Consider the following 24,090-nt stretch of genomic DNA (forward strand, 5'->3'; position numbering starts at 1 on the left):
GGCGATCGCCCCCCGAAACATTAACGACAGCTCGTCCCACAGTGGCCAGACAGAGTTCTTCTGCGTTGACCATGTCGAAAGCCCCGCCCTTTCCTTCCCCCTGTGCCTCGTTGTTCATAGAATGTTGCCTGTTCGGGGTCGAGGGGTGGGGTATTGATCGGTAATCCTGCGGCCCGTTGGAAGGCGCGGAGGTGATTTTGTTGGGAAGCCCGTTGCAGATTGCGAAAGACCCGTTGCACATCGTCATAGCCTTCGCTGAGAGCAAGGAGTTTTTTGTACATTTCGCCATTTTCAATTTCCGCTTGTACTCCCGCTAAACAGGCCTCATGGAGGGTTGCGGGGGCAGGGATTTTGTTTACCCAAGGGTTAATGGGGATGGGCAGTTGATATTTACGAAAAAGGGGTAAAAGGGCGCGGATATGTCGTTTTTCAGCTTCGATAATGTTGATAAAAGGGCGCACTGCTCCAAATTTTTCAATGACAACACGGTAGGTTTCGCAGGCTTTGTATTCGTCTTGGAGGGCTTCGTTCAGGGCAATTTCTAGATTTTTGAACATTTTAAAAAAGCAAAGATAAGTTAAGTTGGTGTCAGAATATAACCATTGATTGTGCAACCCAACCGCTGGAGACGATTAGGACATAGTTTCCAATTGGTGTTGGAGCAGGGGACGGAGACTATTCAAACCAGCGGCGATCGCCGTACCGTTGTGGATCACCGTTGCCCAGAGGGGATTCAGCCCCACCGTGGCTGCCAGTCCCAAGCCGATCATATTGGGGGCGACCACCAGCAGGGTATTTTGTTCGATGAGGGCTTGAGTTTCCTTCGCAATGGCGATCGCCTCCAGTAATGTCCCCAAGTCATTATTCATTAGGACTACATCCGCCGTTTCCCGGGCAATGTCCGAACCATCGGCAAAGGAAATCGAGACATCCGCATAGGCGAGGGCGACCGAATCATTCAGACCATCCCCCACAAAGGCAACTACCCGACCAGACCGCCGTAAGTTGCGCACAATCCGCGCCTTATCCTCTGGGAAGGCTTCCGCATGGACATGGTGCGCGGGAATTTTTAGGGCGAGAGCCACCTGATGCGCCCGTTGGTGACTATCTCCAGTCAACACATGCACCGCCATTTGATGCTCATGTTGCAGCATCGCAATCAAAGACGCACTTTCGGGACGTAACGGATCGGTATAGGCCAGCCAACCGAGTAACGCTTGGTCAGAGGCGACATAAATCGTTGATGCCGCAAAATTATTAGTTTCTCGCTGATCGACGAGGGGACAAATGCCCTCTTGTTCAAGGAAAGTTGCACTACCGACGAGAATCGTTTGCCCCTCAATGGTGGCTTTAATCCCAAATCCCACCTGATAGTCCCAACCTTGACGGGGTAGGAGTTCAATGCCCTGTTGTTGGGCATGGTGGACAATGGCTTCGGCGACGGGGTGGGTGATCCGTTGCTCGGCAGAGGCTGCCAGTTGCAATAATCGTTCTGGGGAAAGGCGATCGCTCCAAGTCCCCCATGGTGTTACCGATTCAATGGCGATTTTTCCTTGGGTGAGGGTCCCCGTCTTATCAAAGACAATCGTGTCAATTTCCGCCAACAGTTCCAGGGTGCGCCCACTGCGGACGAGAATGCCGTGGCGGGTGGTATGGTTTAACGCCCCTAAAAAGGCTGTCGGCATCGATACCCGGACTCCCGTGACAAAATCAAGGGTCAGGATCGAGGCAGCCCGGGTTGGATCTTGGGTCGTGCCATACACCACGCTGGCAAGGACAAGGGACGGCAAAATCAGTTTATCGGCCAGCTGGGCGGCGTAGTTTGCCATGCGAGTATCGTGGACGGGGGCTTTTTCAAGCAATTCCACACTGAGGGCGGCTCTGGTATTGTGACCGACCCGCTCACAGCGAATCCGTAATTTTCCTGAACGGAGGAGGGTGGCGGCATAGACTTCTGTATCCACCTGGGCGACGATGGGCATCGATTCACCCGTCAGTTGCTGTTGATCGACGGTCGCTTCGCCACCAATGACCACACCATCGACAGGAATCCGTTCCCCTGGATAGACGATGACCGTTTCGCCGACTTGGACCCGATCACTCTCAATTTGAATAATTTCTCCCTCTCGCTCGACCCAAGCCCAACGCCCGATGGTATCCATCAAATTGGTGGTGGTGCGTTCCGTGGCGCGGGCGGTTTGTTCACGAATTAAATCCCCCAGTTCATGGAGGGTAATTACCAAGGCAGGGGTGACGAGTTTGCCCTGCCAGCCGCTAAAAATCAGGGCAAGTAAATCTAGGCAGTCGATATTAAGTTTATGGTCTTGCCAAAGGCTGGCGATCGCCCGCTGTGCCACCGGAAAACCAGCCCCCAATAAAGTTAATCGCGCCAAACTTGTGAGCAACAAACTTTCCCACTGATTACTTGCTAGACCTAGTGCTGTTGCAAAGAGGGGTAGCGTTAAACTAGATTGCCGCACTTGTGTCCAGAGGGACAAAGCAGCGATTTTTGGGGGCGGACTGGCCGTTATTTGGGTTAGAGGTGCCGCCCGCAACTGTTCGGGTCTGTAGTAAATCACCACCGATGCGGCCCAAGGATTAATCCGAAAGGTTTCGACCCAAGGTAGTGTGGCGAAATAGGCTGATAAGCGACCGTAACCGTTCTCTGGAAAGGCGATTAACTTTAAACGAAGCCGCCCTACAAGTTGGTGGACAATCTTATAGTCAAAGGGAAAATCCCAGGTGAATTGCGAACTAAGCTGGAGAGAGGTCATTAATTTTCGATTGCTTGACTTAGGCGATCGCCTCACCGAGACGGGCTTTATTGAGAATATCCATCAGACGGAGCCCCAATTCCATATCCGAGAAGGAGCCGGCATCATATTGGATCGCCACCGAACTCGCCGAGGCATTAAAACGCACCCCCAGCACATGGTCATCATCCCGCAGCAGCCGTTCTAAATGTTTCGCAAAAAGGCGATCGCCGGCAATTTGATCAATCCGGAGACGAATTCGACCGGGCACAGAATGAACAATTTTTACCCCATCCCCAAAGACATCACTGTGATCCATTTCTGGAGCTGTTGTTTTTTTCTCTGGGCTTACTGTGGGATGTTTTAACTCTTTAAAAACCTGCCGCAAAACAGTGGCAATCCCTAGATTTACCAACAGCGCATTTGCCCCTCGCAACTGGAGGCGACTGGTAATAAATAACCCTAACAAAACAGGCAAAATCATTTCGATTTCTTCATGCTCTTTGACAAAATTTGCCAGTTGAGTCACTTCTGAATCAGGGCTGGTTTGAGATGTATTTTCTACAGAGGTAATTGTGCTGACCATGGCACTATCCTTTTCATGGCAATAATTAACATTGAGACTGAAATTTCAGTCTTAAGCATTGTGATCCTGTACGGCTTCGATGGCAGGAAGTTCTTGCTTAGCAGCCTGTTCCGCTAAAACTTCTGCCTTGGCTTCAGCGACAAGATCGCCAACTTGTTCTCCAGCTTCGGCGATCGCCCCTTTCGTTTTTTGATAGAGAACCACCCCTGTTTTAATGGAGGCTTTCGCCACTGGCTTCAGGATCGACGCAACGGCGGGGGCTAATACCACAGCCCCTGCAACAAGGGCGACGGTTTTGAGGGTGCCGTGACGAGTTAAGGTTTGATTGTAGGCACTTTTGACTTGTTCTAACATTGATTTTCTCCAGAATTTCCGCGTTTTCGGTCAACTACTTTGAGGCTTGATGCTCTTGTCTTTATTATGGCATGGCCTAAGTTTTACCTTTATTAATTTTTACTGTGAATTTAAAAAGTTTTTTGGTGTTGTTTACAGGAATTTATATACACTTAATTTGTTGATTTTATTTCGCAAAAAATATTTTAAGTGCCAATATTTAATAACAGAAAACTTTGGTAAACAACAAAACTAAAGATCCAAGCTGTAACAAAGGGAAGGATGATTGCAATAAGTAAATAACGCACTGACTTTGCCTCACCCCAAATAGCACCGAGGGTCGTCAAACAGGGCATATAAATAAGACTAAATAAACAGTAACTAAAACCCTGGGCAAAGGTAATACTATTGCTCAATTCTTGGGCTGTGGCGACTTCACTTAGGCCATAGAGAACAGCCAGGGCTGCAACTTGGACTTCTTTGGCAACAAAGCCAAACAACACGGAAATCGTCAAAAATGGATTAAAACCGAGGGGGGCCATTATGGGCTGAAATAAGCCGCCAATTTGTCCGGCGTAGGTGTCGAGCCCAGTACTGCCTTCTGGAAAGCTCGTAAGCAGCCAAATCAGACTACTGCCAATAATCATGAAAGTTGAGAGACGTACTACAAATTCTTTCATCTCTCCCCATACTCTCAGGGCGACTTGGGTGAGGGTGGGGAGACGATAGGGAGGCAGTTCTAAAACAAAGGGATCCCGCACGGCAAAATACTTAAAACGACTCAAACAAGCGGCCACGATAAAGGCGGTAACAAAACTCATGAGGTACAACACAAATAAGGTGATCGCCCCTTGGTAGCCCGGCATTACCGCTGCGAGAATAAACACAAACACCTGCAACCGCGCTGAACAGAGGGAGAAAGGAATCACCAGCATCGCCAAGAGGCGCATCCCCCGACTCCGCATCACCCTTGTGCCCATAATCGCCGGGACATTACAGCCAAAGCCCATCATTTGCAGCACAAAGGTGCGACCATCAAGGCCCAAACGCCCCATGAGAGAATCCATTAAATAGGCTGCTCTGGACAGATAGCCACTGCCTTCGAGGAAACTCATCACGATAAAAAAGATGGCCACCAACGGCACAAATGATAACAAGGCGGCAAAACCGGCCCAAACCCCATCTAGTAGTAAGTCATGGAGTAGCGTCGGCAAGGGAGACAGGAGCGGTTCTAAAATGATCTTCTGCAGCCAACCCGTGATGGCATCTACCGGATCCGCACTGGGTAAACCGACTGTCCAGATGAGCCAAAAGACCCCAAACATTGAGATGAAAAAGATCGGTAATCCCCAGACGGAATGCAACAAAATGCCATCCAGTACATTGGTAAAGGTGCGGATAGTGGGCGAGGGCATCTGCAATACCCCTTCAAGGATGGCGTCTACTTCCTCGCTGTGGACGTAGTGGTCATGGAGCGATTGCCTTAAATCCTTAATACGATAGGCTTCTGCCTGTTCATGAACCGTGCGGGTAATGCATTGCAGAACACGGGGACAGCCTTCACCATATTTGGCACTAATGGCATACACGGGAACATTGACCCGTTCGCTGATTGTGGTGGCATCAAATTTGACCCCATAGCGTTTCGCTTCGTCGGCCAGATTTAACACGGTGATCGCCGGCAGACCGAGGGATTTTATTTGCAACAGGAGCCGTAACTGGCGATCAATCTGTGCCGCATTCAGCACCACCACCACCAAATTGACCGCATACTCCTCTAAAAACCGCCGTACCACCTGCTCGTCATCAGAATAACCATTAAGGTCATAAATTCCCGGCAAATCAACACATTCGACGATCTCTTGATCGAGCTTGATCACCGCCCGAAATAAGTCCACCGTCAAACCCGGCCAGTTGGCGATCGCCGCATTGGCTTTAGTGATCCGATTAAAAAACGTCGATTTCCCCGTATTCGGATGCCCCACGAAGGCAATTCGTCGCGTCACATCTTTCCGTTGCGAGTTGATCGGGGTTGCATGGCAATGGTGAATCATCAACTACACCTCAGCGATGCTCACAGAAATATGCTGGGCTTCATCCCGTCGCATGGCAACTTCCGTCGTACTACCAATCCGTAAATGGAGTGGCCCCCCAAGGGCCGCCTTCCGTAAAACCTGAATGGGTTTATCAGGAATAATTCCTAGTGCTTCTAGGCGTGTAATTAAACTTTGACCATATTTACTATCAGAAATTTCACGAACTAGCGCGATTTGCCCAACAGCTAAGTCTAAAAGGGTCATGCTGTTTGTCCTCTTAGCGGATTTAATTTTGAAGAGAATAATAAAAAATATTTGCATTTACTACTTTATAATATTTTTGCATACCGCTAAATCAATGAAATTTTTTGTAACCTAGACCCAGGTAGTCTAGACCTCGATCACCAAAGGCCCCACTTTCGCAACAAAAAGCCCTTGAACTAAAGAAAGCTCAAAAGCATAGTTTGTCTTAGTTTTTCAGCGATCTAAGGGCGATAGAGCGGTTTACAGGAGCGCTTAAGCCATGGATGAGTAACGCAATGTCCTCAGCTAAATAGCGTAAATCACCATCGGGTTATTGAACCGTTTGGTTACGCCAAAGTTCTGGATCGATCGCCACGCCATTGACATAGAGTCCCCAGTGGAGGTGAGGCCCGGTGGAAGCACCACTAGAACCGACAGTACCAATCGCTTGACCTGCTTGGACAAAATCTCCTTCCTTGAGGTTACTGGGAATACTGTTGAGGTGTAGGAAAACGCTAATGACGCCCTGGCCATGGTCGATGCCGACGGTATTGCCGTGTACTTTAAAACCATTTTTCTCGAAGTCAATCAGGGCCACTTTACCGGCGGCAGGAGCGACCACCGGAGAACCATAGCCTGCTGCATAGTCAATGCCGCGATGGTAGTAATCTTGGGCAAAAACGCCATTGTAGTAGCGCCGCACGCCAAAAATCGTTGAAACGCGACCACTATTCGGCCGCAGGAAAGGGCCATTCCAATGTTTTGTGGAGGAGACAATGGCTTTGAGGGTGGCAACACGGTCAAGTTCGTATTGGGTTGCAGGGCCAGAGCCACTACCAGAAAGGGTAATGCGTTGGGTCGGGAAACGGCGGTCTTGGATCCAAACGGCGAGGTTGCGGGTTTCATTGCCATCACTCACCTGGAGGAGGGTTTTGCCGTGGGATTCGAGGGGAGATGTCGGAATTAAAGCTCGGTAGCGATCGCCGGCCGGATCGAGAGGGAAAACAGGGTAAGTATCGGCCTGGGTCGCGCCACTTTTAGTAAAGCGCACCGTTAAAGTATCGGCCTGTTGGGGATCGAGGGTGCCGGGAGGATCAATGATTACGGCCATGCTCTCCCCAAGTTTGGGACTGCTGGGATTGACTGTGACTTGGAGTTGCGGTTCGCTGGTGGCTGATTCTGAAAACCCCACAACTAGGGCAAGGCTGGCAACGAGGGGGAGAAAACGGGGGAAAGAAACAGTCATGGTAAATTGCGTTAGGTCAACAGATTAGAGGGACGGATCGCAGACGAAAAAGTTTACCGACAGTTTAAGCTTTGACGTAGGCGATCGCCTGGCGAGGAATCATAAATTCCCTAGTGGAGCTGCGGTCTACGACACAAAGACAGTGGGGATCTTGCCATAAAATTTTGCCAATGATGACATCATTGGTCAGGAGTTTAATCTCCACTTCCCCCTTTACTTTGACGAAGCTCTGGATGCGACGCACACTCGGATAGCCCGTATTAAATTCTGTCATAATGGCGAATTAACTTTTATTGATTAGCTTAACCGACAAGTATGGTGCTGGAATTTACGAAATATCAAGGTCTGGGTAATGATTTTATTCTGCTGGATAATCGCCAGCAAACGACGCCCCTCGTCACCCCGGAGCAAGCCATTCAACTGTGCGATCGCCACTTTGGCATTGGTGCCGACGGTGTGATTTTCGCTCTGCCAGGCCAGGCTGGTGCCGACTATACCATGCGCATTTTTAATTCCGACGGCTCTGAACCGGAAATGTGCGGCAACGGGATTCGTTGTCTAGCCCGCTTCATTGACCACCTCGAAGGGGGAAATCCGTCCGGTAAAACCTACAGCATCCATACCCTAGCGGGGATGATTCGACCCCGGTTAGAAGCCGACGAACTGGTGCGGGTTGATATGGGTGAACCGATCCTCACAGCAACAGATATTCCCACTACCCTCAAAGACAGTAACGCTCAGGCGGTGAATCAACCTCTCGACGTCGCTGGAAAAACCTGGACGGTGACCTGTGTGAGCATGGGGAATCCCCACTGTATTACCTTTGTCGAAGATGTGGCGGCGATCGCCCTAGAGACCATTGGCAAAGATTTTGAGCACCACCCGGCTTTTCCCCAACGGATTAATACTGAATTTATTGAAGTAGTTCGTCCCGACTACATCAAAATGCGGGTCTGGGAACGGGGCGCGGGGATTACCCTTGCCTGCGGGACAGGGGCCTGTGCGTCGGTGGTGGCTGGGGTCTTAACGGGCCATTGCGATCGCCTTTGTACCGTAGAACTACCGGGGGGTTGTCTCCAGATCGAATGGTCAGCGGCAGACAATCACATCTATATGACTGGGCCAGCAGCCATTAGCTTCCAGGGTCAAGTGACCCTCTAGGCTCTTGGGGCGATCGGCAAGCGAAACGAAAACGTCGATCCTTCCATCCAGCGGCTTTCAATCTCTAGGGCAGTGCCCATCTGGTTGAGGTAAGTCTGACAGAGCAATAACCCCAGGCCAGTCCCTTTCTCATTGTCGGTGCCTGGGGCTGACAGTTGATAGCTATGGCTACGAATTTTTTTAAGGGTTTCGGGCTTCATTCCCAGCCCCGTATCTCTGACCCCCAATTCCACATATTGACCACTCCGGCGCGCGAACAAGGTGATCGTTTCACCGTGACGGGAATATTTCACCGCATTGCCCAGGAAATTACGCAGCACAACCCCGATAAGCTCTAAATTGCCTAGAACTTGTAATTGGGGCTCCATTTCAACTTGTAAGGTCACATTTTTTCGTTGGGCGCAGTCCTGGCACCAGGGCAACACATGGTCGGCGATCGCCTCGACTTTGATCATCTCAATGGGAACCACTTCCGTCTGGAGTTGCTGCTGCGCCCATTGCAACATCTGCATCACCTTCATTTCCGTTTGGTCAAACTTGTTGCAGACTTCGGGAATTAAAATTTCTAGCTCCTCCGGCTCTAGGGCCTGGGCGGCCAAGAGTTCTATCACCGACCGGAAACTAATCAGGGGACTGCGCAGATCGTGGGACAACACCGCTAACAGTTGATCCTTGAGGTTATTGCTTCGATCTAGGGATTGTACTTGCACCGTGAGCAGCTTAATTTTGTTTTGCTTGCGTTTTAGATTACGGCGCAAACGGAGCAAATCTTCTACCTGGTGCGCCAGCATTTGCAGCAGTTCCCGTTCAGTGGCCGTCAATTTACGGGGTTGTTCATCAATTAAGCACAGGGTACCCAGGGGATAGCCGTCCCCAGAGCGGATGGGATGACCCGCATAGAAACGAATGTAGGGTTTTCCAGTAACAAGGGGATTGTCCCAAAAGCGTTCATCGGCCAAGGTATCCGGGATTTCAAAAATGTCTGCCTCTCGAATCGCATGGCCACAAAAGGAAACATTGCGGGGGGTTTCCGTTGCCGTTAAGCCGACCTTCGCCTTAAACCACTGCCGACAATCATCCACGAGGGAAATCAGAACGATTTTGACCCCAAACAGTCGCGCCGCGAGGTTGACAATGCGATTAAATTCAGGCTCCTGGGGGGTATCTAAAAGATCCTGTTGGAACAATGATTTGAGGCGTTCTGCTTCATGGGGCAAAGGTTCGGGGGTTCGCATCACTTCAGGATTTCCTTACTGCTGTGAAAAGATTATTTTCTCTCTCCAAGGTACCCAAACTAGAAATATTTTGTGCGCCCCTGAAACCTCAAAGGAGCCTTCAAATCAAGTCTCTGTCGCTAGGGGATCACTTTGGATCTATTTTTAAATGACCTTTAGAGGGTCGCAAAGGCTGGGGCGATCGCCAAGTTACTGGTGACCGTTTGCACATCATCAAGGGCTTCGATCGTGTCGATCATTTTGAGGATCGTTTGGATCTGTACTTCGTCGGTGAGGTTCATTTCTGTCTCCGGGAACCAGCGCAACTCCGCCTCTTTTACCGTAAAGCCTGCATCCTGCAAGGTTTGGTTGAGGTGTTCTAGGTTCTCAACGGCACTGAGGACTTCCACCTCATCGCTGTCTTCGAGGGCACTATAGCCTTCTGCTTCGCCGATCAAAGATGCCTCCAGCAGTGCCTCTTCATCAATGTCGCCCGTGAGCGTCACCACCCCTTTGTGGCTAAACATCCAGCTCACACAACCCGTTTCTCCCAAATTGCCACCATTTTTGCTAAAGGCAGAACGTAAATCCGCCGCTGTGCGGTTGCGGTTGTCGGTGAGGGCTTCGATCAAAATCGCCACGCCCCCGGCCCCGTAGCCTTCGTAGCGAATTTCTTCGTAATTGGCTTCGCCATCATTGTAGGTACCCGCTCCCTTGGCGATCGCCCGTTCGATATTTTCATTGGGGATACCCGCAGCCTTTGCCTTTTCAATGGCAGTACGGAGTTGAAAATTCCCCGCCGGATCAGGGAGACCATGGCGCGCCGCAACAATGATCGCCCGGGATAACTGAGTAAACGTTTTCCCCTTCTTGGCATCAACCCGTGCCTTTTGTCGTTTAATATTTGCCCACTTACTATGTCCAGCCATGGTGAATGCTCAAATCAAATCATCACTGTTGCTTTCTTCTTAAACCATAACAGGCCACCAATACACAGCAGATTTTGAACCTGTCAGTAAAACTTTACCTTAGGTAATCCACCCGAAAGATTAGGTTATCCTGATTGTAATTGACAATTCCTGTATTTTTTGACCAGCGTTGGATGGGGGCACCAGTGAGCAACAACAGTCATAATGAAGCACATAACTATCAAGATTCTGAGTTTGAAGACGAACTCCTAGAACTGTTTGAAGACCTCGACGCAGAAACCTCTGCCCCCCCAGCGACCGATTTTCCCAAGGAGATCGATCCGAAAGTTTCATTTATCAGCTTCGCGAATAACTTTGAAGAACTTTTAGCCTTCGAGGAAGTGACATCCCCCCAGTCCCAAACGCCTCAGCAAGCCTCGTCCCAAAACGAAGCAGACCTCGAAGCCGACTTAGAAGCTCTCCTCCAAGATACTGATCCCAACCAACCCTCCGAAACAGAAACTTACGCCACCGAGAGCGAACCTTATTTTCCCCTCGAAGATCCCGTTTCCCCGCCCCTCAAACGCCCCAAGGCCATTTCCTCCCAGATCTCCCCGGTTACCAACGGTCAGATCACCTACTACCCTCCCCTAGAGGATCTCGGTCAATACCTAGAAGTGTCACCAGGCTCGTCGGCCAACTCTGTTGACTGGCAAGCCCTCACTCAACTCATTGAACAAACTCCGAGCGCTCCTAGCCCTAGTCCCTCCCCCAAAAAACGCCCCCAAATTGCCATTTCCAAACAGACGGACTTTGGTGAATTAGAAGCCCTGCTCCAACAGGCAGACACCATGGGAGGGCCTCCCATTACCACCACCAGCGGCCCTAGTACAAATCGTCAACGCTCCCAAAAGGTCAACAGCTTTGAGCAGACCATGCGGATTCCCGTCAAGCAACTCGATAACCTTAGTAACTTGATGGGAGAACTCGTGGTCAACCGCAATACCCTCGAACAAAGCCAAGAAAAACTCCGGCAATTCCTCGACAATCTCACGGGCCAAGTGCAACGGCTCAACGACATTGGTAGCCAGATGCAAGATCTTTATGAACGTTCTCTCCTGGAGCGTTCCCTGCTGGCCAGTCGTGGTCAAAGTAGTGAATATCACTTTCCCCCAGGTTTCACCGATAAGGCGGATGCCCCCGGTCGCCATCGTTCCCAAGAATATGATCCCCTAGAAATGGATCAGTTCACCGGCTTTCACCTCCTTTCCCAGGAGATGATTGAACTGATTGTGCGGGTGCGAGAATCTTCTTCGGATATCGAATTTCTAGTCGATGACAATGAACAAGTTGCCCGTAATCTCCGGCAGGTCAGTACGCAGCTCCAGGAAGGCTTGACTAAATCACGGATGATTCCCTTTGCCCAAGCAGCCGATCGCCTGGTGCGCCCCGTCCGAGAAATTTCCCTCAAACTCAATAAGCGAGCCTCCCTCAATGTCGAAGGTCGAGAAGTGCTCATTGACAAAATGATCCTAGAGCAGCTCTATGATCCCCTGACTCACCTGATCAACAACGCCATTACCCATGGGATTGAGTCCCCGGAAGTACGCCTCAGTAAAGGTAAGCCTGCGGCGGGGGTTGTCTCCCTCAAAGCCTATATTCAGGGAAATCAAATTGTGATTGCCATTGCCGATGATGGTGCGGGGATGGATTCTGAAGCCCTCGTCCACAAAGCCCTCGAAAAAAACCTGATTACCCCTGATCAATTATCGGATCTCAGTCAACAGGATATTTATGATTTTATTTTTCATCCTGGCTTTACCACCAAGGCGCAGGCCGATGACTTTTCTGGTCGGGGGGTTGGCATGGATGTGGTCCGCACTGCCCTGGGGAGTATTCGAGGCACAATCACCATTGACTCCGCCCTGGGTAAAGGTACAACGTTTACCATCCGGCTACCCCTCACCCTCAATATCTGTCGCGCTTTATTTTGTCTCAATCGCCACGCCCGCATTGCTCTGCCCATGGATGGGGTTGAAGATATGCAGACCTACACCCTCGACCAAGTGGAACAGGAAGGCCGCAGACGTTATATTCGCTGGCGAGATTCTCGATTGCGGGTGTATCCCCTCAGTAATCTATTGACGCTCCAACGACAAATTGGGCGGGGCTCAATTTATGGAGGGGTTGGGGATCCTGACCAAATTCCCGTTGTGATCCTGCGCAGTGCGGGCAATCTCCTGGCGATTCAAGTGGATCAGGTGCTAGGGGAACAGGAAATCGTGATTAAACAGATCGAGGGGCCGATTCCGAAACCAGCGGCGATCGCCGGGGCGACAGTCCTGGGGGATGGCACAGTTATGCCTGTGGTTGATGTGTTAGAGCTGATTGAACTTGCGGCCCAGGGACGGGTCAGGGCCAAGGCTACCACCTGGCAAGATAATCCGGCCTTACACTTGCTCGTGCCAGAGATGGTACAAACGGAGCCCATTGTGTTGATTGTGGATGATTCAATCACGGTGCGTGAACTCCTCTCGATGAGTTTCACAAAGGCTGGCTATCGGGTTGAGCAGGCCCGGGACGGCCAGGAAGCTTGGGAAAAACTGCGGGGAGGCTTACCCTGTGAACTGGTCTTTTGCGATATTGAGATGCCGCGCATGGATGGCTTAGAGCTATTATCTCGCATTCAAAAAGACCCGAATTTAGAAAAAATTCCGGTGGCCATGCTGACATCAAGGGGGGCCGATCGCCACCGACAAATGGCCGCTGAACTGGGGGCAAGTGCCTATTTTACGAAACCCTATTTAGAAGAAGTGCTGTTGGATGCAGCCCAAAAAATGCGCCAAGGGGACGTGTTGCTGCCAGGCAGTACGAAACAGCCCACGGTCTCGGAGCCTGGGGACGGGATGGGCGATTTTGAACCCCTAGATGATGCGTCGGTAAAAATAACGGCCCCAAGGATTTTGATTGTGGATGATTCGGTGACGGTGCGAGAATTGTTAGCCATTACCTTCCAAAAGGCGGGCTACCATGTGGAGCGGGCCCGGGATGGTGAAGAGGCTCTAGAGCAGTTGTTGGAAAATCCCGATTTTAGTTTGGTGTTCTGTGATATTGAGATGCCGCGCCTAGATGGTTTGGCGTTGCTCGAAGAAATTCAACAATATCCTGAATTGGCCCACATTCCCATTGCGATGTTGACCTCGCGCGGGGCCGGACGACACCGGAGAATTGCGGCGGACCGGGGGGCAAAGGCCTATTTCACAAAGCCCTATGTGGAAGATCATTTGCTAGAAGCAGCGGCCCGGTTAATGGCTGGGGAAATTTTACTAGACGAAAATGGTAAGGTGGTGGCGTAACTTTGGGCTGGCGATCGCCGTCTATATTTTCATCAATTGTTTTAGGTGTCAGGGGACTCGCCATGGTGCGCAGTGCTAAATTTCAGGGGCAGTGGCTCGGATTGGGGCTATGGATCGGACTTGGACTATGGGGGCCGGGGGCTTTGCCCGGTAATGCCGTTGAGATCGAAGTGGGCATTGTCCAACGATTCGGAGAAGAGCAAAACGATACTTTGACCATCTCCAGTCTGCCGGGCGATCGCCTTGAGGTGGACATTATCAGCGGCGGCCAACAACAGACGCTCCAGACCAATCAAGTCACCCTAGAGGTCGCCCAGCAACCCTTGCCCCAGGCGGAATTAGCGGAATATATCGTCCTCAGTGACCAGGGTACCTTTGAGACGGCAGAGGACAGCGCAAAATTTTGGCGTTCCCTCGGCATTGAAGTAGAAATTACCCAACCCGGTCGCTGGCAAGTCTGGGCGAAACGGGATGTCTACCAAACGCCTCTCCTCCGGCGGTTGTTGCTCCAGGAATTAAAAGCGAAGGGTTACACCACCCCTTATCTCAGTTCGACGGTGCGTACCGAAAAGGCGATCGCCTCCTTTGTGGTGGGGGGGTACCGGTACAATCGGGCCAATGTGACGATCCGTTCGCGCAACGGTTTGTTTAATGTCCAAGAAGACGGCGGCCCAGAAAGTCGCTTTGCCGGGGAACTCAGGCTCCAGCCCAACGCCTACGGTACTTTTACCCTTGTTAATGACGTCGATATTGAGGTGTATTTACGGGGTGTTGTGCCCCACGAAATTGGCCCCAATGCCCCTGATAATGCCGTCGAAGCCCAGACAATCATTGCCCGCACCTACGCTCTACGCAATTTACGGCGCTTTGAAGCTGACGATTACGAACTCTGTGCCACGATCCATTGCCAAGTTTATAAAGGTCTCCAGGGCACCAGTCCCCGCATTGACCAGGCGATCGCCCGCACCAAAGGTTTAGTGCTCACCTACAACAACGAATTAGTCGATGCCCTGTATTCCTCTACCACTGGCGGCGTAACCGCTTCCTTTAGCGATGTGTGGGATGGGGCAGAGCGGCCTTATCTCAAAGCCGTGATTGATTCTCCAAATCCAGTCTGGGATCTAAAAGGCAACTCCCTCGCTGATGAACAGGCTTTTCGGAAATTTATCGCTCTCAACCAAGGCTTTAACGAAACGGGGCGGACTGTCTTTCGCTGGGAAAGATCCGCCACTCTCCAGGAATTAGCCACGACTCTACAAACCTATCTAGAGCGCACCCAAAATCCCCTCGCGGGCATCCAAACGGTTCAAAAACTAGAGATTAAGCGGCGATCGCCTTCGGGACGTGTCCTGGAGTTGGATGTCACCACCGACCGGGGCATTGTCAAACTCCTGAAAAATGAAATTCGCAGTGCCCTGGGGCCGCCCCGCAGTACCCTGTTTTACCTACAACCCAACCTCAATCCCCAAAATCAACTCACGGGCTATACCTTTGTGGGCGGTGGGTTCGGCCATGGGGTCGGCATGAGTCAATATGGCTCCTACAATCTCGCTAACTTGGGCTGGTCAGCAGCGCGGATCCTCCAGTTCTATTATCCTGGCACCACCCTCCAACCCTTGGATGAGTCCATTGTCTTTTGGCGGGAAACCCCCTAGAGATAGGTGGCAACGGCGCGTAAAGAGTCAGGGATGGTGATCGCCTCAGGAAATTCTAAAGTTGTTTCCGAACTGCCGAGGTACCCGGAGGTGGTAAAGGCCATCAACATCCGCCCTAAAGCAACCCACACCACCCGATCAAATTCCCAATCTCCCTGGCGCGGCGTATAGCAAGCAATGGATTTCAACGCCCAAAAATAACTGTTGCGCACCACCGAGCCGCCTTTTTTGTAGGGGGGCAGATCATCTTGGTGAATACAGAGAATGTCATCCTGGAGAGCTACAACACGCATAAACACTGATCGGCGAAACACACACAGGCCCATTTTAAATCACCGCAAAATTCTCAAGGTCAAACCGAGCCGCTGCAGCGGCTAATTTCCGCAATAAACGATTCGTGAAATTTCTGCTAATTTCTTGGGGGCGATCGCAATTGTAGTGTTGCGAGCAAGGGGTAAAATATGACCTTGCCCCCCGACCTAGGAGACCCCCTTTAAAATGCTCGCCAAACGAATTTTGCCTTGCCTCGATGTGAATGCTGGACGGGTTGTCAAAGGTGTGAATTTTGTCGATCTCAAGGATGCTGGCGATCCGGTGGAGTTGGCGAAGGTTTATAACGATGCGGGGGCTGACGAATTGGTTTTCCTCGATATTACCGCCACCCACGAAGACCGCGACACCATTATCGATGTGGTCTACCAAACCGCAGAACAGGTCTTTATTCCCCTCACCGTCGGCGGTGGCATCAGTACCACGGCCCAGATTAGAAACCTCCTGCGGGCCGGGGCCGATAAAGTCAGTATCAATTCTTCGGCGGTGCGGAACCCGGATTTTATCAATGAAGCGGCGGAACGGTTTGGCAATCAGTGCATTGTGGTGGCGATCGATGCCCGACGGCGTCCGGACCCGGCCAATCCGGGTTGGGATGTTTATGTGCGGGGCGGCCGCGAAAATACCGGTATTGATGCCCTGGGCTGGGCGAAGGAAATGGCCCAACGGGGCGCTGGGGAACTGCTTGTCACGAGTATGGATGCTGATGGTACCCAAGCGGGTTATGACCTAGAACTTACCAAGGCGATCGCCAATGCCGTCGAAATTCCGGTCATTGCCTCCGGGGGAGCGGGCAACACCCAGCATATTTACGAAGCCCTGACGACGGGGAAAGCAGAGGCCGCCCTTTTAGCCTCATTGCTCCACTATGGTCAACTGACCGTCGCCGAAATTAAGACCTACCTCCAACAGCATCAAGTGCCCGTGCGCCCAACCCAAATCACTCAGTAAGGGGCAGTAATCGTTGGCCGTAAACCAAGGCCTGGTGGCAATAAACGAGGCCTTCGGCTCGGCTGGCGATCGCCTGAGGTTTGAGCATTGATTTTTCCTGGGGAAGTACACCAATTTTCGCCTGGAGAGCTGCCGCCACCGCTGCCTGGGCATAGGGGGGAATTTCCCCATAATCTGCGTAATGTTCTATTAAGGCAATGTCCCCTGGTGGTAAACGCAGGCCCTGGGCGATCGCCACGAGGAGATGGACGCGCCGTAGGGGTTGCTGGGGTTGGAAAGTATGGTCAGGAAAACCAGAGAAAAAACAGCCTTGATATCCCTGTTGAATGGCCTCGGCGGCAGGCAAATGGGACGGCACATCGAAAAATTGTTTCCGGGGCCGTCGGGGACTGGGGTGAAATATGGCCTGGATCCACAGGGCAAACTGGGCGCGATTGAGGGGCTGATCGGGGAAAAATTGGCCCTGGGCTGAACCGTGAATGTAGCCAAGATTGGCGATCGCCTGGATAAAGGGTTTGGCCCAGTGGTTTTGCACATCGCTAAAGGTCGGCAAATAGGGCAGGGGATCGACCAACCCAGGCGCAGCCAAAACGGGTAATTCCCCCTGTAAAACCAAGGCTTGGTGCAAAAAAGCAGCCATTTCTCCCCAGGTGATTCGCTGGAGGGGTCGCAGATCAACTTGGGGCTGGGTCACGACCAAATGGTGTTGAGTTGCAGCGGCGATCGCCCCCATCACCGTCGAAGGAATCTGGGCATAGTCTCGAAAAGCCCGTAATACCGCTGGATTTCCTGGACTCAACCCTAAACCCCGTACCAACGCTTCTAGCACTTCAAACCGTTTCAGCACAGCTTGGGGGCGAAAGGTACCATCGGGATAACCCGTCAAAAATCCCATGGAGACCGCTTGGGCGATCGCCGCCTGGTCTTGGCGCGCAACATCTGGGAATTCCGGCACAAAAGTGCCCCAGGGTCGTGGCAGATCAAAACATTGGACCAGCACCCTGGCAAACTCAGTCCGGGTCAGTGGTCGAGCCGGATCAAACCCAGGCCCAAACCAAGCCCCTAAACCCTTGACCATAGCAAGCTGATTACTAAACGGCATGGCCCAATGGTCAAGGGAGGGAACCAGGGGATCAGGATTAGAGCGATTCATATTGGGCATAGCTAGGGATGCAACCGAGGCAAATCACTCGGCCACGGATTGAACACAGGCGCAAATTGTCCCCATGATAGATTCTTCCGCAGGACTTGCCAGATTTTTGTCAGATTATTGAGTTCTGGCCCTTTTCCTTTCTTGAGGTTTGTAACATCCAGAACAAAAAGCCCCAAAATCAATGCAGTAAACTCATTGGGCACATGACAGGAAAACATTTAACCAAGGGGATGACCCATGCGCCTGGAGCAATTGCAAGCATTTTTGGCGATCGCCGCCACCGGAAATTTTGGTCAAGCAGCCCAGCAATGTGGCGTCACCCAATCCACCGTCAGTCGCCAAATTCAAAGCCTTGAGGCCGCCGTCGGGATGCCCCTTTTTCACCGCAGTGCCCAGGTTAAACTCACCCTGGCGGGGGAACGGTTTCTGCCCTACGCCCGCAAAATTTGTAGCAGTTGGGACAATGCCCGTGCCGAAATCAATGATCTCCTCGCGGGCAATCAATCGGAACTCTGCGTCGCTGCCATTCACTCCGTCTGTGCTTACCATCTGCCGCCCGTACTCCAACAATTTTGTCGGATGTACCCCCAAACCCAACTGCGAGTCACCGCCCTCGGCAGCGATCGCGCCCTAAAAGTGCTGCGGGATAGCCTTGTGGATGTGGCCATTGTCATGAATAATCGCTTTCTCACCGCCAGTCCCGATATGGTCGTGATGCCCCTCTACAAGGAAAGCGTTGAAGTCCTCCTCAGCAGACATCATCCCCTCGCCCAAAAGGAAAAATTAAGCTGGATCGATATCGCGAGCTACCCCCAAGTGGTCTTTAAGGACGGCTACGGTATGCAACGCTACGTGCAAGATCAGCTCGCCAACCACGGCCTCGCCCCCACGGCCACCGTTGAACTCAATAGCCTCGATGCCTTCCGTGGCCTGGTACGCCAGGGCGATATGATTGCGCTCTTGCCCCAATCTGCCCTCGTCGAAGCCCGCACTGATTCTGCCCTTGTGGTCAAACCTTTACCCGATGCCATGGATATGCGGGAAGTTGTCCTCGTCACGACTAGCGATCGCCTAGAGATTCCCCCAATTCAATATTTTTGTAGTCTCATTACCCAACTTCTTTCCCAACCGCGCCTCGATACCCTCAGTGCCTAGGTCTCGGTTTAGAAAAAGACCCATAAAAAAATTGCCCCGACCAGGGTCAGAGCAAGGAACTGAGGTGACAGCCCACCATTGGTGTAAGTTAGTTGCCGTCAACTAATTTAGAGATCCACTTCGCTCAGTTCACGGGTCATGTGGTCAAACGGTTCATCGATAAAAGCCGTATTCGCAATGCCAGCCGCCGCCGCCATTTCCTTAATCGCATCCTTAAGGAATTGAATTCCCCGAACCGTCGGTGCAATGGGCACCCCTAGGGAATTATAGGTTTCTCTCAAACCCTGTAGGACTCGCTCGTTGAGAACGTCCATATCCCCAGCAATTAAGGCATAGGTGCCATAGCGGAGGTAGTAGTCCATATCCCGCAAGCAAGCAGAAAAGCGACGGGTCGTATAGGCATTGCCCCCAGCTAAGAGCAGTTCAGGGACCGCTTCAAAGAGACTATTAGCCGCGGCCTTGACGATCTCCGCAGATTGACTATTGATCATCGCCGCAACGGTGATTCGGTCATTCCCCGAAGCAAAGTAGTCTTTGAGGCTCTCGATGGCATCACGGTCAAAGTAACGCCCGGTGGTATCGTAATTTCTGATCAGACTTGTAACAGCGTCCCGCATTAAATTTTCTCCGAACAGCAGTTTTATTAAGCGCGTTTAGAAAAGGATCATCCCAGGGGGATGAGAAGCTTCGTTTTATATTGACATACTCCCATGACTGAAGTACATGGTTTTTCCCTCGGGTAAAGACCCCAGGACGAGCCTGTTTTACGTCGCCCAAAGGAGTGGAGGATGTCTTTTCTCGTAATTTTATACGGCATTTATAATCCCAGGTTTCGGGGCGTATTGATTACATTTCTTTAAAAAAAATAATAAAACTGCTCTAAATCTGAGATCTAAAAGACGATTTTTGTTTTTCCCAAGCTGTACCGAGGCTGTGGCCATCCATGCCAGATGGGGCGACTTTCTGTAAATATTTTGGTGAAATTTTGGCGATCGCCTGACCCGGAGCTTTAAATCTAACCTACCCTGACAGTAAACAGTTCCTGGGCCGCAACCAGTGGAGATGTGACCCAGACTACAACGAACTGCCATAACTCTTTCTAGGATCAAGCGAACTGTGTCGGCGTGAATCCCATCGCTTGCCGGATCCTACCAGTGAAGATTAAGAATTGTTTGTGAGGCACCCCACCATGACCCAGACAGCAACCGATGTTTTACGGCTGATCCAAGAGGAAAATATTCAAATTATTGACCTCAAGTTTGTTGATCTGCCAGGCATTTGGCAACATTGCTCGTTTTACCAAGATCAACTGGACGAAGCTTCCTTTGTTGATGGGGTGCCCTTTGACGGTTCAAGCATTCGAGGCTGGAAAGCGATTAACGAGTCTGACATGGCGATGGTGCCTGATCCCACAACCGCTTGGATCGATCCATTTTGTAAAGAAAAAACCCTCAGCCTCATTTGTTCCATCAAAGAACCCCGCACGGGGGAGTGGTACAGTCGTGATCCCCGCAGCATTGCCCAAAAAGCCGTGGACTATCTCACAGCCTCTGGCCTGGGCGATACTGCCTATTTTGGCCCCGAAGCAGAATTTTTCGTGTTTGATGATGTGCGTTTTGACCAGACGGAGAATAAAGGGTTTTATTACGTTGATAGCGTCGAGGGTCGCTGGAATTCAGGCCGCAAAGAACCGGGGGGCAATCTCGCCCACAAACCGGGCTACAAACAGGGGTATTTCCCCGTACCACCAACGGATACCCTCCAGGATATGCGCACAGAAATGCTGCTGACCATGGCGAAATGCGGCGTTCCCATCGAAAAGCACCACCACGAAGTCGCCACCGGGGGCCAAAATGAATTAGGGTTTCGCTTTGCAACGCTCCTCAAGGCCGCAGATTATTTGATGACCTATAAGTATGTGATCAAAAATGTCGCCCGTAAGTATGGCCGCACCGTGACATTTATGCCGAAACCACTGTTTAACGACAACGGCTCCGGGATGCACACCCACCAATCCCTCTGGAAAGAAGGTCAACCACTATTTTGGGGCGATCGCTACGCCAATCTCAGTCAACTAGCGCTCCATTACATTGGTGGCATCCTCAAACATGCCCCAGCCCTGCTCGCTTTCTCTAATCCCAGTACCAATTCCTACAAGCGTCTCGTTCCCGGCTTCGAGGCCCCGGTGAATTTAGCCTATTCCCAAGGCAATCGTTCGGCGTCGGTGCGCATTCCCCTGTCTGGGCCAAACCCCAAAGCCAAACGCCTTGAATTCCGTTGCCCTGATGCCACGGCCAACCCCTATCTAGCCTTTGCGGCGATGCTCTGTGCGGGCATTGATGGCATTAAAAACGCCATTGATCCAGGTGATCCCCTAGATGTTGATATCTACGATTTGACCCCAGAGGAACTGAGCAAAATTCCTTCAACTCCCGCTTCCCTAGAAGCTGCCCTCGAAGCCCTCCAACAGGATCACGACTTTTTAACAGCAGGCAGTGTCTTTACGACAGATTTCATTGAGAATTGGATTGAGTACAAATTAGACGCCGAAGTGAATCCCCTCCGGTTACGGCCCCATCCCTACGAATTTGCCCTTTATTACGATTGCTAAATGGCAACCTAGCTCCACAAAAAAATCCCACTGCCGATAGTAGTGGGATACAAACTAATTTATTTGTGACGACAGCTAGACTAAACGGCTGTGTCGAGTAGTAATGCTACGAAAAATGCTTTAGTAGCGGCTACGGCCACCCCCACGGGAAGCCGGACGACGGTCTTCACGGGGTTTTGCTTTGTTAACCTTGAGGTCACGACCCATCCATTCAGCACCATCTAGGGCTTCAATGGCCGCATTTTCTTCGTCTTCGCTAGACATTTCCACAAAGGCGAATCCTCTCGGTCTGCCAGTTTCCCGGTCAGTGGGAACTTGGACACGGTTTACCTTGCCATATTCGGCGAAGGTTTCTTTTAGGTCCTCATCAGTAACCTGATAGGACAAATTTCCAATGTAAATCGACATAATTAACGAATATTCTTCCGAATCGGAGAATCGTAGAGGGCAGAGATTCGGAAAGCTACGCAGTCAGGAAAACTTTAGACAATCTTACTTAACTGGATCAAATCCTTATCTTGTTACGTTTGATTATAGCTGCTCGATTTGATTTTTAATCAGATGTTTCAATTTTTGAGGGTCTTGGGCAGGGAAAAGTTAATCCTACGACTCTTACTGCAAAAATTCTTTACAATCCTGGGAGGATAAGTTGCTAATTTGGGGGGCATTGTATGGGGTTTCCGGTTGTTTATCATCCTGATTATGTGACGCCGATTCCGGAGGAGCATCGTTTCCCGATGCCGAAGTTTCGGTTATTGCATGGGTTGCTGTTGGGGGATGGGGTGATTCAACCGGAGCAAGTTTACCAACCGCAATTGCCAGATCGAGCCTGGCTAGAACTTGTCCACGAACCGGACTATGTGACGGCCTATTGCCAGGGAACCTTGACCCCAAAGGCCCAACGGCGCATTGGTTTGCCCTGGAGTGCGGGGGTCGTCCAACGGACTTTGACGGCGGTGGGAGGAACGATTTTGGCGGCGCAGTTGGCCCTAGAGCATGGGTTGGCCTGTAATACGGCGGGGGGAACACATCATGCTTTTCCGGGCTATGGGTCAGGATTTTGTATTTTGAATGATTTGGCGATCGCCACCCGGACAATTCAGCAACGGGGCTTGGCGCAGCGGATTTTAATCGTCGATCTCGATGTGCATCAGGGGGACGGCACGGCGTTTATTTTCCAAGATGACCCGACGGTATTTACTTTTTCGATGCACTGCGAGGTGAATTTTCCCAGCCAAAAGCAGCGCAGTGATTTAGACCTCGGCCTACCGGAAGGATTGGACGACGATGGCTACCTGCAAATTTTGGCGCACCATCTAGAAGATCTTTTGAGTCAGGTGAAGCCGGATTTGGTGTTTTACGATGCGGGGGTGGACACCCATGTGGGCGATCGCCTCGGTAAATTAGCGATGACGAACACGGGTCTGTATCGGCGGGAGCGGCTGGTGTTGAGTACCTGCTTGGCGGCGGGTTATCCCGTGGCCTGTGTGATTGGTGGAGGCTATGCAAAAAATATCCATGACCTTGTATATCGCCATTCCCTGCTCCATCGGGCGGCGCGAGATGTTTATTAAACGGCCAAAAATTCCTGGATGACAGCCTGGCTGAGTTCATGGGTACTCCCAGAAGCAACAATGCCCCCTTTCTGCATCGCGTAGTAACGGTCAGCTTGGCGCACAAAGTGCAAGTGTTGCTCGACTAAAAGCACTGAAATCCCCGTTTCCGCAATAATTTGTTTCACAGCCGCTTCGATTTCTAAAATGATCGACGGCTGAATTCCTTCGGTGGGTTCATCTAGGATTAGTAACTTTGGTCGACCCATTAAAGCGCGGGCGATCGCCAACTGCTGCTGCTGACCCCCACTCAAATCGCCCCCCATCCGGTGCAGCATCTCCTTAAGCATCGGGAATAAATTCAAAATTTCTGAGGGAATATTGCTCTTATTGCGACGACCCTTGGGTAAAGCTTCTAGGCCGAGGAGGAGATTTTCCTTAACCGTGACCCGGGGAATAATTTCTCGTCCTTGGGGAACATAGCCAATCCCAGACCGGGCACGGCGATCCGTCGCGAGGGAATTAATTTCCTGGCCCATAAAACGCAGTTTTCCGGTGCGGGGCGGCAACAATCCCATAATTGTTTTCAGAAGCGTTGTTTTGCCGACGCCATTGCGACCAATTAGACAAACCATCTCCCCTTGGGGCACATTCAAATCCACATTCCGCAAAATGTGACTTTCACCGTAATAGACATTGAGATCAGAAACATTCAGAACTGGGGCATCGTTAGCTTGGGTCATGGTTTCAGAAAAACAAAAAGGGGGAATATTGGCTCCCTAATCATAGACAGGAATTCTCCCCCCATTTCGTAACAAAAACAGCAGTATTTTTTTAAATGCGTCC

22 protein-coding genes are annotated in these 24,090 nt (G+C 51.2%); 7 read left to right on the forward strand and 15 right to left on the reverse strand.

Annotated elements, in window-relative coordinates; all coding sequences use genetic code 11:
* Window positions 1–20: 20 nt before the first annotated feature.
* From AACT35_RS00675 to AACT35_RS00710, 8 genes are all read right to left on the reverse strand, one after another.
* Window positions 21–557 (reverse strand): ferritin-like domain-containing protein, encoded by a 537-nt coding sequence (locus AACT35_RS00675; protein WP_099238594.1) that lies wholly within the window; start codon window positions 555–557, stop codon window positions 21–23.
* Window positions 558–632: 75 nt separating this feature from the next.
* On the reverse strand, window positions 633–2,774 hold the full coding sequence (locus AACT35_RS00680) for a heavy metal translocating P-type ATPase (RefSeq protein WP_099238477.1): 2,142 nt from the start codon (window positions 2,772–2,774) through the stop codon (window positions 633–635).
* A 19-nt stretch (window positions 2,775–2,793) separates the two neighbouring features.
* A complete protein-coding gene (locus AACT35_RS00685) occupies window positions 2,794–3,339 on the reverse strand; it encodes an HMA2 domain-containing protein (protein WP_065710793.1) in 546 nt (181 codons plus the stop codon).
* 51 nt (window positions 3,340–3,390) lie between these two features.
* A complete protein-coding gene (locus tag AACT35_RS00690; RefSeq protein WP_065710792.1) occupies window positions 3,391–3,693 on the reverse strand; it encodes a DUF5132 domain-containing protein in 303 nt (100 codons plus the stop codon).
* Window positions 3,694–3,878: 185 nt separating this feature from the next.
* Window positions 3,879–5,726, reverse strand: coding sequence for a ferrous iron transport protein B (gene feoB / locus AACT35_RS00695; protein WP_099238479.1), 1,848 nt, complete (start codon window positions 5,724–5,726; stop codon window positions 3,879–3,881).
* A 3-nt stretch (window positions 5,727–5,729) separates the two neighbouring features.
* Entirely contained in the window at window positions 5,730–5,972 is a 243-nt protein-coding gene (locus AACT35_RS00700) for a FeoA family protein (RefSeq protein ID WP_065710790.1), read from the reverse strand.
* A 310-nt stretch (window positions 5,973–6,282) separates the two neighbouring features.
* Window positions 6,283–7,197, reverse strand: coding sequence for a M23 family metallopeptidase (locus AACT35_RS00705; protein WP_099238481.1), 915 nt, complete (start codon window positions 7,195–7,197; stop codon window positions 6,283–6,285).
* A gap of 64 nt (window positions 7,198–7,261) precedes the next feature.
* Window positions 7,262–7,471, reverse strand: a complete 210-nt coding sequence (locus tag AACT35_RS00710) for an Hfq-related RNA-binding protein (RefSeq protein WP_062434363.1) — start codon at window positions 7,469–7,471, stop codon at window positions 7,262–7,264.
* A gap of 41 nt (window positions 7,472–7,512) precedes the next feature.
* Here AACT35_RS00710 and dapF point away from each other — a divergent pair, with 41 nt between their 5' ends.
* Complete coding sequence (gene dapF / locus AACT35_RS00715; protein ID WP_065710788.1) at window positions 7,513–8,358, forward strand: diaminopimelate epimerase; 846 nt, start codon at window positions 7,513–7,515, stop codon at window positions 8,356–8,358.
* Here dapF and AACT35_RS00720 read toward each other — a convergent pair.
* Both AACT35_RS00720 and AACT35_RS00725 read right to left on the reverse strand, forming a co-directional pair.
* Window positions 8,355–9,593: a GAF domain-containing sensor histidine kinase gene (locus tag AACT35_RS00720; protein ID WP_099238483.1), complete on the reverse strand. Its 1,239-nt coding sequence runs from the start codon at window positions 9,591–9,593 to the stop codon at window positions 8,355–8,357. The two genes, dapF and AACT35_RS00720, sit on opposite strands and share 4 nt — an antisense overlap.
* A gap of 155 nt (window positions 9,594–9,748) precedes the next feature.
* The gene (locus AACT35_RS00725) at window positions 9,749–10,501 is read right to left on the reverse strand and encodes a YebC/PmpR family DNA-binding transcriptional regulator (RefSeq protein WP_099238485.1); all 753 of its coding nucleotides are present in this window, start codon (window positions 10,499–10,501) and stop codon (window positions 9,749–9,751) included.
* 140 nt (window positions 10,502–10,641) lie between these two features.
* Between AACT35_RS00725 and AACT35_RS00730 the strand changes: the two genes are divergently transcribed.
* Both AACT35_RS00730 and AACT35_RS00735 read left to right on the forward strand, forming a co-directional pair.
* Window positions 10,642–13,836: a hybrid sensor histidine kinase/response regulator gene (locus AACT35_RS00730; protein ID WP_339374577.1), complete on the forward strand. Its 3,195-nt coding sequence runs from the start codon at window positions 10,642–10,644 to the stop codon at window positions 13,834–13,836.
* Window positions 13,837–13,898: 62 nt separating this feature from the next.
* Window positions 13,899–15,491 (forward strand): SpoIID/LytB domain-containing protein, encoded by a 1,593-nt coding sequence (locus tag AACT35_RS00735; RefSeq protein WP_099238487.1) that lies wholly within the window; start codon window positions 13,899–13,901, stop codon window positions 15,489–15,491.
* On the opposite strand, the gene AACT35_RS00740 is transcribed toward AACT35_RS00735, so the two are convergent.
* Window positions 15,488–15,784 carry a hypothetical protein gene (locus tag AACT35_RS00740; protein WP_099238600.1) on the reverse strand — a complete coding sequence of 99 codons (297 nt, stop codon included), beginning with the start codon at window positions 15,782–15,784 and terminating at the stop codon, window positions 15,488–15,490. The two genes, AACT35_RS00735 and AACT35_RS00740, sit on opposite strands and share 4 nt — an antisense overlap.
* Before the next feature lie 205 nt (window positions 15,785–15,989).
* Here AACT35_RS00740 and hisF point away from each other — a divergent pair, with 205 nt between their 5' ends.
* On the forward strand, window positions 15,990–16,772 hold the full coding sequence (gene hisF / locus AACT35_RS00745) for an imidazole glycerol phosphate synthase subunit HisF (RefSeq protein WP_012307249.1): 783 nt from the start codon (window positions 15,990–15,992) through the stop codon (window positions 16,770–16,772).
* Here hisF and AACT35_RS00750 read toward each other — a convergent pair.
* Window positions 16,762–17,934 carry an S-layer homology domain-containing protein gene (locus tag AACT35_RS00750; protein WP_099238489.1) on the reverse strand — a complete coding sequence of 391 codons (1,173 nt, stop codon included), beginning with the start codon at window positions 17,932–17,934 and terminating at the stop codon, window positions 16,762–16,764. The two genes, hisF and AACT35_RS00750, sit on opposite strands and share 11 nt — an antisense overlap.
* Before the next feature lie 228 nt (window positions 17,935–18,162).
* Here AACT35_RS00750 and AACT35_RS00755 point away from each other — a divergent pair, with 228 nt between their 5' ends.
* Window positions 18,163–19,080 carry a LysR family transcriptional regulator gene (locus tag AACT35_RS00755; RefSeq protein ID WP_012307245.1) on the forward strand — a complete coding sequence of 306 codons (918 nt, stop codon included), beginning with the start codon at window positions 18,163–18,165 and terminating at the stop codon, window positions 19,078–19,080.
* Between the two features lie 107 nt (window positions 19,081–19,187).
* Here AACT35_RS00755 and apcB read toward each other — a convergent pair whose 3' ends face one another.
* A complete protein-coding gene (gene apcB / locus AACT35_RS00760) occupies window positions 19,188–19,697 on the reverse strand; it encodes an allophycocyanin subunit beta (RefSeq protein ID WP_012307244.1) in 510 nt (169 codons plus the stop codon).
* Window positions 19,698–20,269: 572 nt separating this feature from the next.
* Here apcB and glnA point away from each other — a divergent pair.
* Window positions 20,270–21,691, forward strand: a complete 1,422-nt coding sequence (gene glnA, locus AACT35_RS00765) for a type I glutamate--ammonia ligase (RefSeq protein ID WP_099238494.1) — start codon at window positions 20,270–20,272, stop codon at window positions 21,689–21,691.
* 120 nt (window positions 21,692–21,811) lie between these two features.
* On the opposite strand, the gene AACT35_RS00770 is transcribed toward glnA, so the two are convergent.
* Window positions 21,812–22,099: an RNA recognition motif domain-containing protein gene (locus AACT35_RS00770; protein WP_012307242.1), complete on the reverse strand. Its 288-nt coding sequence runs from the start codon at window positions 22,097–22,099 to the stop codon at window positions 21,812–21,814.
* 263 nt (window positions 22,100–22,362) lie between these two features.
* On the opposite strand from AACT35_RS00770, the gene AACT35_RS00775 reads away from it, so the two are divergent.
* Window positions 22,363–23,265 carry a histone deacetylase family protein gene (locus AACT35_RS00775; RefSeq protein WP_099238496.1) on the forward strand — a complete coding sequence of 301 codons (903 nt, stop codon included), beginning with the start codon at window positions 22,363–22,365 and terminating at the stop codon, window positions 23,263–23,265.
* On the opposite strand, the gene urtE is transcribed toward AACT35_RS00775, so the two are convergent.
* Window positions 23,262–23,987 (reverse strand): urea ABC transporter ATP-binding subunit UrtE, encoded by a 726-nt coding sequence (urtE, locus tag AACT35_RS00780; RefSeq protein ID WP_030006985.1) that lies wholly within the window; start codon window positions 23,985–23,987, stop codon window positions 23,262–23,264. The two genes, AACT35_RS00775 and urtE, sit on opposite strands and share 4 nt — an antisense overlap.
* Between the last annotated feature and the right edge of the window lie 103 nt (window positions 23,988–24,090).

This window comes from Synechococcus sp. BDU 130192 (genome assembly GCF_963876085.1).
Lineage (GTDB): Bacteria > Cyanobacteriota > Cyanobacteriia > Cyanobacteriales > MRBY01 > MRBY01.